General features: G+C 59.3%; 7 protein-coding genes and 1 pseudogene. 3 read left to right on the top strand and 5 right to left on the bottom strand.

The features are described 5' to 3' along the window. Nucleotides 1-337: pseudogene (locus BOO71_RS17815) on the top strand (IS1 family transposase); the annotation flags it as partial. Nucleotides 338-347: 10 nt separating this feature from the next. Here the strand turns inward: BOO71_RS17815 and BOO71_RS17810 are convergent. The 3 genes from BOO71_RS17810 to BOO71_RS17800 form a co-directional block, all read right to left on the bottom strand. Further along, nucleotides 348-1,529: an Eco57I restriction-modification methylase domain-containing protein gene (locus tag BOO71_RS17810; RefSeq protein ID WP_139323012.1), complete on the bottom strand. Its 1,182-nt coding sequence runs from the start codon at nt 1,527-1,529 to the stop codon at nt 348-350. A 37-nt stretch (nt 1,530-1,566) separates the two neighbouring features. Continuing rightward, on the bottom strand, nt 1,567-2,409 hold the full coding sequence (locus BOO71_RS17805) for a phospholipase D-like domain-containing protein (protein WP_254843205.1): 843 nt from the start codon (nt 2,407-2,409) through the stop codon (nt 1,567-1,569). Nucleotides 2,410-2,604: 195 nt separating this feature from the next. Beyond that, the gene (locus BOO71_RS17800) at nt 2,605-3,222 is read right to left on the bottom strand and encodes a hypothetical protein (protein ID WP_075834618.1); all 618 of its coding nucleotides are present in this window, start codon (nt 3,220-3,222) and stop codon (nt 2,605-2,607) included. A 415-nt stretch (nt 3,223-3,637) separates the two neighbouring features. Here BOO71_RS17800 and BOO71_RS17795 point away from each other — a divergent pair, with 415 nt between their 5' ends. Both BOO71_RS17795 and BOO71_RS17790 read left to right on the top strand, forming a co-directional pair. Further along, nucleotides 3,638-3,862 (top strand): hypothetical protein, encoded by a 225-nt coding sequence (locus BOO71_RS17795; RefSeq protein WP_075834616.1) that lies wholly within the window; start codon nt 3,638-3,640, stop codon nt 3,860-3,862. After that, nucleotides 3,862-4,473 carry a hypothetical protein gene (locus tag BOO71_RS17790; protein ID WP_075834614.1) on the top strand — a complete coding sequence of 204 codons (612 nt, stop codon included), beginning with the start codon at nt 3,862-3,864 and terminating at the stop codon, nt 4,471-4,473. The genes BOO71_RS17795 and BOO71_RS17790 overlap by 1 nt, the downstream gene beginning before the upstream one ends. 72 nt (nt 4,474-4,545) lie before the next feature. Here the strand turns inward: BOO71_RS17790 and BOO71_RS17785 are convergent, their stop codons facing one another. Together BOO71_RS17785 and BOO71_RS17780 are read right to left on the bottom strand one after the other, a co-directional pair. Then, on the bottom strand, nt 4,546-4,854 hold the full coding sequence (locus tag BOO71_RS17785; RefSeq protein ID WP_139323011.1) for a hypothetical protein: 309 nt from the start codon (nt 4,852-4,854) through the stop codon (nt 4,546-4,548). A gap of 56 nt (nt 4,855-4,910) precedes the next feature. Further along, nucleotides 4,911-5,274: transposase (locus BOO71_RS17780; RefSeq protein WP_175607414.1), on the bottom strand; the 364-nt coding region annotated here is incomplete at its 5' end.

Here is a 5,274-nt window from a genome sequence, read left to right as displayed (position 1 = left end):
CAATCAGGAGCTGGCCTTTCTCGGATACAACACCCCCAACACCTCGGCAGTGGAACGGCACAACGGGACGGCCCGGCGTATGAATCCGCACCAAGTCCGCAGAAGCCTCGCGTTTGCGAGGCTTCCCCACGTCCGTCAGACGGTCAGTGATCTGGTCAATGGGATCTATAACTTCTGTCGGGTGAACCGGAGCCTGCGAGTCAAGTTGAATGAACCGGTGGGGCGTCGTCAATATGCGCAACGGACGCCAGCAATGGCCATCGGGATCACGGACACGGTGTGGAGCGTGCTGCGCCTGCTCAGCACCGTGGTCATGAAGAACCCATGTCGGTCATGATTCCAGCCTTCTACCCGGGAATGGGGAGTTGATAGAAATAAAATTGGTTGACGTGGGAGGAGATTTTTTGCCGCATAACCCAGTCGGCAGTAAAACTGTTCAAAGCGCCTACCAGAAACAGAAGATTGGAATCCTCCAGCGAAGCAGAATAATTGATGGTGTTGCCGAGCAAGACATTCGCGGGCAGGGCTGTAGCAATGAGCGTTCTTTCGTTGGTGCTGGCGGCGATGTCACGAAAACCTAAACGATAGCCTTGATAGTGCATGATCTGACCAGATTCAATCTCATTACGTTTGAGTAGACCCGCCCGCCCTTCCTTCTCGTCAATCCAATATTTCGGTGTGGCAAAGTCATGCCGAAATTGATGGATCATCTTGCCCTCGAATAACGGCAAGCGTCCCGGCTTTTGCTCGCTGCGGAACATATGACTGTCATCAGTCATATGAAGTTCACGCGCTAGTTTAAGATTCCAAGCCTCGTCTAACCGCTCACCCAGCAGCGGAAATCGCAACATCTTTTCGGCAATTTCGGCGTCCAGTTCGCTCTTAAACTCCATCACGCTCAGGCTGTCGGGCGAGAGGCGGCGCACTAGGTCCATATTCAGGGTCATGCCGATGCCACCGGGGAAGTCTTTGAGATCGCGCACGTCATGGCGCATGAAAGCGGCGGGAAAGTCGTTGGTTTCGCCGCCTTTGCGGAAGCTGAGAACCACGAACTTGAATGAGCGGTGGACGTTCTCAAAAATAACGCCGTTGCTGCTGCCGTTCTCAAAGCAGAACAGACCCGTCACTTCGGTTTTCCCGAATAACAGTTCTCGCAGCCCTTTCGCGCCCAGATCGGTGTAAATGCCGCTGGGAATAACGATGCCGCACTCGCCGCTGTCGCGTAGAAGCCGGAAAGTCTGCTCTAAAAAGAGCTTGTACAGGTTCAAATCTGTACCTGCCGTTTTCCCATTTACAACGCTGGTTTGCGAGCTAAATTGCTCTGATCTGCGAAAATATGCGTTCAGGTGCGGGTAGCCCGACTGGTAGGCCAGCCACTCGGCGCGGATGGCGGGATCGGCCAGCAGCTTGCCTTTCTCCTTCTCAAAGTCCTTGATGGTCATGTTGTTTTTACTGATCGTGGGCGCAAAGGACTGCAAGAACTCCTTGCCGTTGGGCTTGACCACATCCCACGGCGGGTTGGCGATCACGGCGTCAAAACCCCCGCGCTCCATCACCTCAGCAAATTCAAACGCCCAGCATCACACCGCCACGCTTGTTCACGTGGTGCGCGGCGATCTGTACGGCGGCGGTCTGGTAGGGAAACAGGATGCGGGCCAGGTCCTTGGGGATCTGGAAGCCGCCGACGCCTGCGCGCGCTTCACGCGACAGGTGGTAGGCCATCTTGAGGTAGATCTCGTGGGGCGTGTGGCCCTGCTCGCCGGCCCAGCTCTCGTCGATGATCTGCGCGAGCTCTGCGGTGATGTCCAGCGCCCAGCGGTCATTCCAGCGGTCCTCGAACCAGTCAGCGAGCTTCTGGGTGGAGTCTCCGTCCAGGACATCGACGTTCAGCTCGCCCTGACGCCTCAGACCCGCGAAGGTCAGGTTGCTGCTTCCCACATAGGCGATGCGCGGCGCGGCGTGATCGTTGCGGTGCACCAGGTAAAGCTTGGCGTGCAGCAGAAATTTCAGGAACAGCTTGACCTGCACCTTGCCCGATTTCAGTTGCCGGCTCAGCCGGCGCAGCCCGGCCTCGTCGCTGTTCGAGGGGGCGCCCAGCATCAGTTGCTGGCGGAACTGCTCGGCTACCCGGCGCTTGAGGCGCACCGCAGTCTGGTTGTCGAGGCCGCCGGGCTGCTCCAGCAGGGTCAGCGAGGAACGCAACTCGCCTTCAGGCAGCTCCTGCATGCCCACCATCAGCCGGGTTCTGGCATCGCCCTTCCCGGACCACTGCTCGGCCAGATCGTCGACCAGTTTCCAGCCACGCAGGTTGAAATAGCCCACGCAGAAGTCGGCGCGTACAGCGGACTGCATGGACACCCGCAGATCGTCAATCAGTTTCAGGTCGATGTTGTCGAGAATTTTTGGCATGAATCTGAGCGCAGGTTAGCCCATGACGAGGCGGTGGCGGCATCTATCTGCGCGTTTTGATCGGGTTGCGCCGCCTTCCAGGTCCAAGGTCAGTTGGAAAGCCAGTCGGCCCTGCGAGCAAAGACTGGAGAGGAAAGCCCCCAGCGCATTGTCGCTGGGGGCTGGATGACTTTGGCCGTGAACATGGCTCCAAACTTAGTTGTCGTGCAGGGCCATCCGTGGGCCAAGCACCTGCCAGCGGCGCAGCAGCAGGACCTCAGGGTGCTGCGTGAGCATCCACAGTTCATGATCGCTGCCCGGGCATCGGGCGCCGTCCGCAGCGAGAGTTTCTTCGCGGTGCTTGCAGACCCTGCACAGCATCTCAGTGGCCTTCAGCTTCGTACGGTCTTCGTTGACCTCGTAGCCCATACTCAGCTCAAGTCCATACACCACGTAGTGCTGGTGCAGGGGGTCCGGCAACAAGTCACGCATCTGGGTCATGGTCCAGGACTGGACTCCCAATTGCCAGATCCCCTTCTCCTCCCACTCCTTATTTTCACGGTCTTCGTAGCCGCACTCTGGGCAGCAGGCCACAACAGGGTTTTCTTCCACTACTGGTACGAACGGCAGCAGGTGCTCCTGATCCAGCGCGCGTGCCACCCCCAAGGCGCATTCACGGATTTCCATGGCCTTCAGCAGAAACTCTTTCTCCATGCTGCGATTGCGCTTCTGTGCACGCGCTTGCACCAGTTGCGCGTTGATGCCTGCGATCAGAAATTTGAGGGGGCCAATCAGGTCGTTGCGGTCAACCAACCAGAGATTTTTTTCGCTCATGGACCAAATCTTGGCATGGGTGGGTTTAGAGGCTTTTTGTTCGGAGGCGACATTTGTGGAGCAACGCATGGTGGAGAGAACGCTGTTGCGATTGATTGGTCCATGATCGGCGGCTTCCGTCGAATTCTACCCAGCGCCGGCACCGGTCTGGGAGGCAGCGCGCAGTTGTGAGAAACAGTTGCTGGGTCTGGAAAGAGAAACGACTGGAAACCGGTGGCCAGAGCGAGGCAGTCCGCGCTATTCGGGGAAAAGGAGGCAAGCCAAGGCGTGAAATTGGCTAAAACAACACGGGGAAACAGGGGGGAGTAAGCTCCGAAGATTTGAAATAGAGAAAGGGTGATGAGAGGAGTTGTCAGGCCGCCAACACGGGCAGTGGACCCGGCGCGGCTGCGCCGCAACTTTTCCAGGAGACTCCATGAAAAACCCCCGAACCATCTGGATCAGCCCGCCGCCGTCCCTGAGCAGAAAACACGTGTTGTCCGCATTCCTGAGTCTGCGTGCAGCCGGACATGCCCCGCGCCTGTTTGTCGCCGGCGCCGGCCAGGGAGCTGCCCTTTTTCGTTGCGCCCAGTCCGCCCATGCTGGCCCGGCGTCCGGTGACGTCCCGTTCGCCGCCGCCATGTTCCGCGAAGGCCAGTGATGTTGAATCCGCTGCTGTCTCACTGGATGGAAGTGCTGCTGCACCCCACGCCGGCCCAGGTCCTCAACCTGCTGCGCATAAGCCATGCCAGCAGTCTGGCTGAACTGCTCGTCTTGGAGCAGGCCAACCTGGCGGGCGAGGGCAGTGACGTGGCGCTCGCCGCTCTGGTCGGCGGGCCGGACCACCGGGACCGTACGGCTGCGGGCGAGGCCGCCGCTCTTGTAAAGACGCCGCTGTTCGCAGACTGTCCGCGCAGTGCGCTCGAACACGCCATTTCGTCGTTCCAGTGCCTTCTGAACGTTCATGCCAGGCGTCATCAAGAGCTGCCGCAGGTCAGCGGGTCCCGCAGCATCGCCGGACACGGTCTGGTGCTTTCTGGGGGACCAGACACGCTGAGCGTCGAAGGTGTGGGCGAGGTGCAGGCTGAGGTGCAGCAGATGCCAGACTGGGCACGCGACGCCTTAAAGCGCGGCCCAGTGGCCGACGAGTCCTGCTCTACTGCGCAGAAGACAGTCGAGATTCAATATTCAGGCTGGGCCTCCGTCGAGCGCGTGTGGAGCGATGTCGGCTGGACCTGGACGGTGGAACTCGATTTTGCCGAAGTCGAGTGAAACGTGTGGTCCTGAGATCTGGTGCCTGATCAGTTCCAGGGCGTGAAGCGTTCGGTCGCGCGCCGCTGGGTATTAAGGCTGCGAAGAGGGCTGGTAGCCATGTTCTTCGTCGAAGAGCACCATCCTCGGGACTGGCACCTGCCAGCGCTGCAGCAGCAGGATCTCAGGGTTCTGAGTGGTCCACCAGAGTTCGTCGCCGCTGGGGGCATATTCGTCCAGATCGGCGGCGGCGAGTGTTTTCTCGCGCCGCCCACAGGCCGTGCAGGACATCCAGGCAATCTTCAACCGCCCCCAGTACTCGTTGAACAGCCGCCCTTCCTTGGCGATGACAGCCCGCATCACATATTCATGGTAGGCAGGATTCTCCAGCAAGTCGCGCACCTGCTGCTTGTGCCAAGCGTTGCCGCTGTGACGCAGGCTTTTATCTCAGAGCGCGTTTATAAAGGTTCGACAGAAGGATCAAGACGACGGAGCATCAAGCGAATGTTGGCGAGATAGCACCAGGAAGCGGAGGTGTGGCAGCGGCCTTCATAGTCCCGGCTCAGCCGACGTGAGCGCGTCAACCACGCCAATGAGCGTTCCACCACCCAGCGGCGAGGCAGCACCTGAAACCCTTTGGCCCTGTCACTACGCTTGATGATTTCCAGTGTCCAGCCCAGTGTTTCCAGCGTCCAGGTGACCAGCTTGCCCAGATAACCACCATCGGCCCAGACATGACGGAGGCGCACAAAGCGCCTCCGTGCGTACCACAGCGTCATTTTCCCGCCATCACGGTCCTGAATATTTCCCGTCGTGATCAGC

This window comes from Deinococcus marmoris (assembly GCF_001949125.1).
Lineage (GTDB): Bacteria > Deinococcota > Deinococci > Deinococcales > Deinococcaceae > Deinococcus > Deinococcus marmoris_A.
This window is presented reverse-complemented; position numbering and strand designations above follow the sequence as displayed.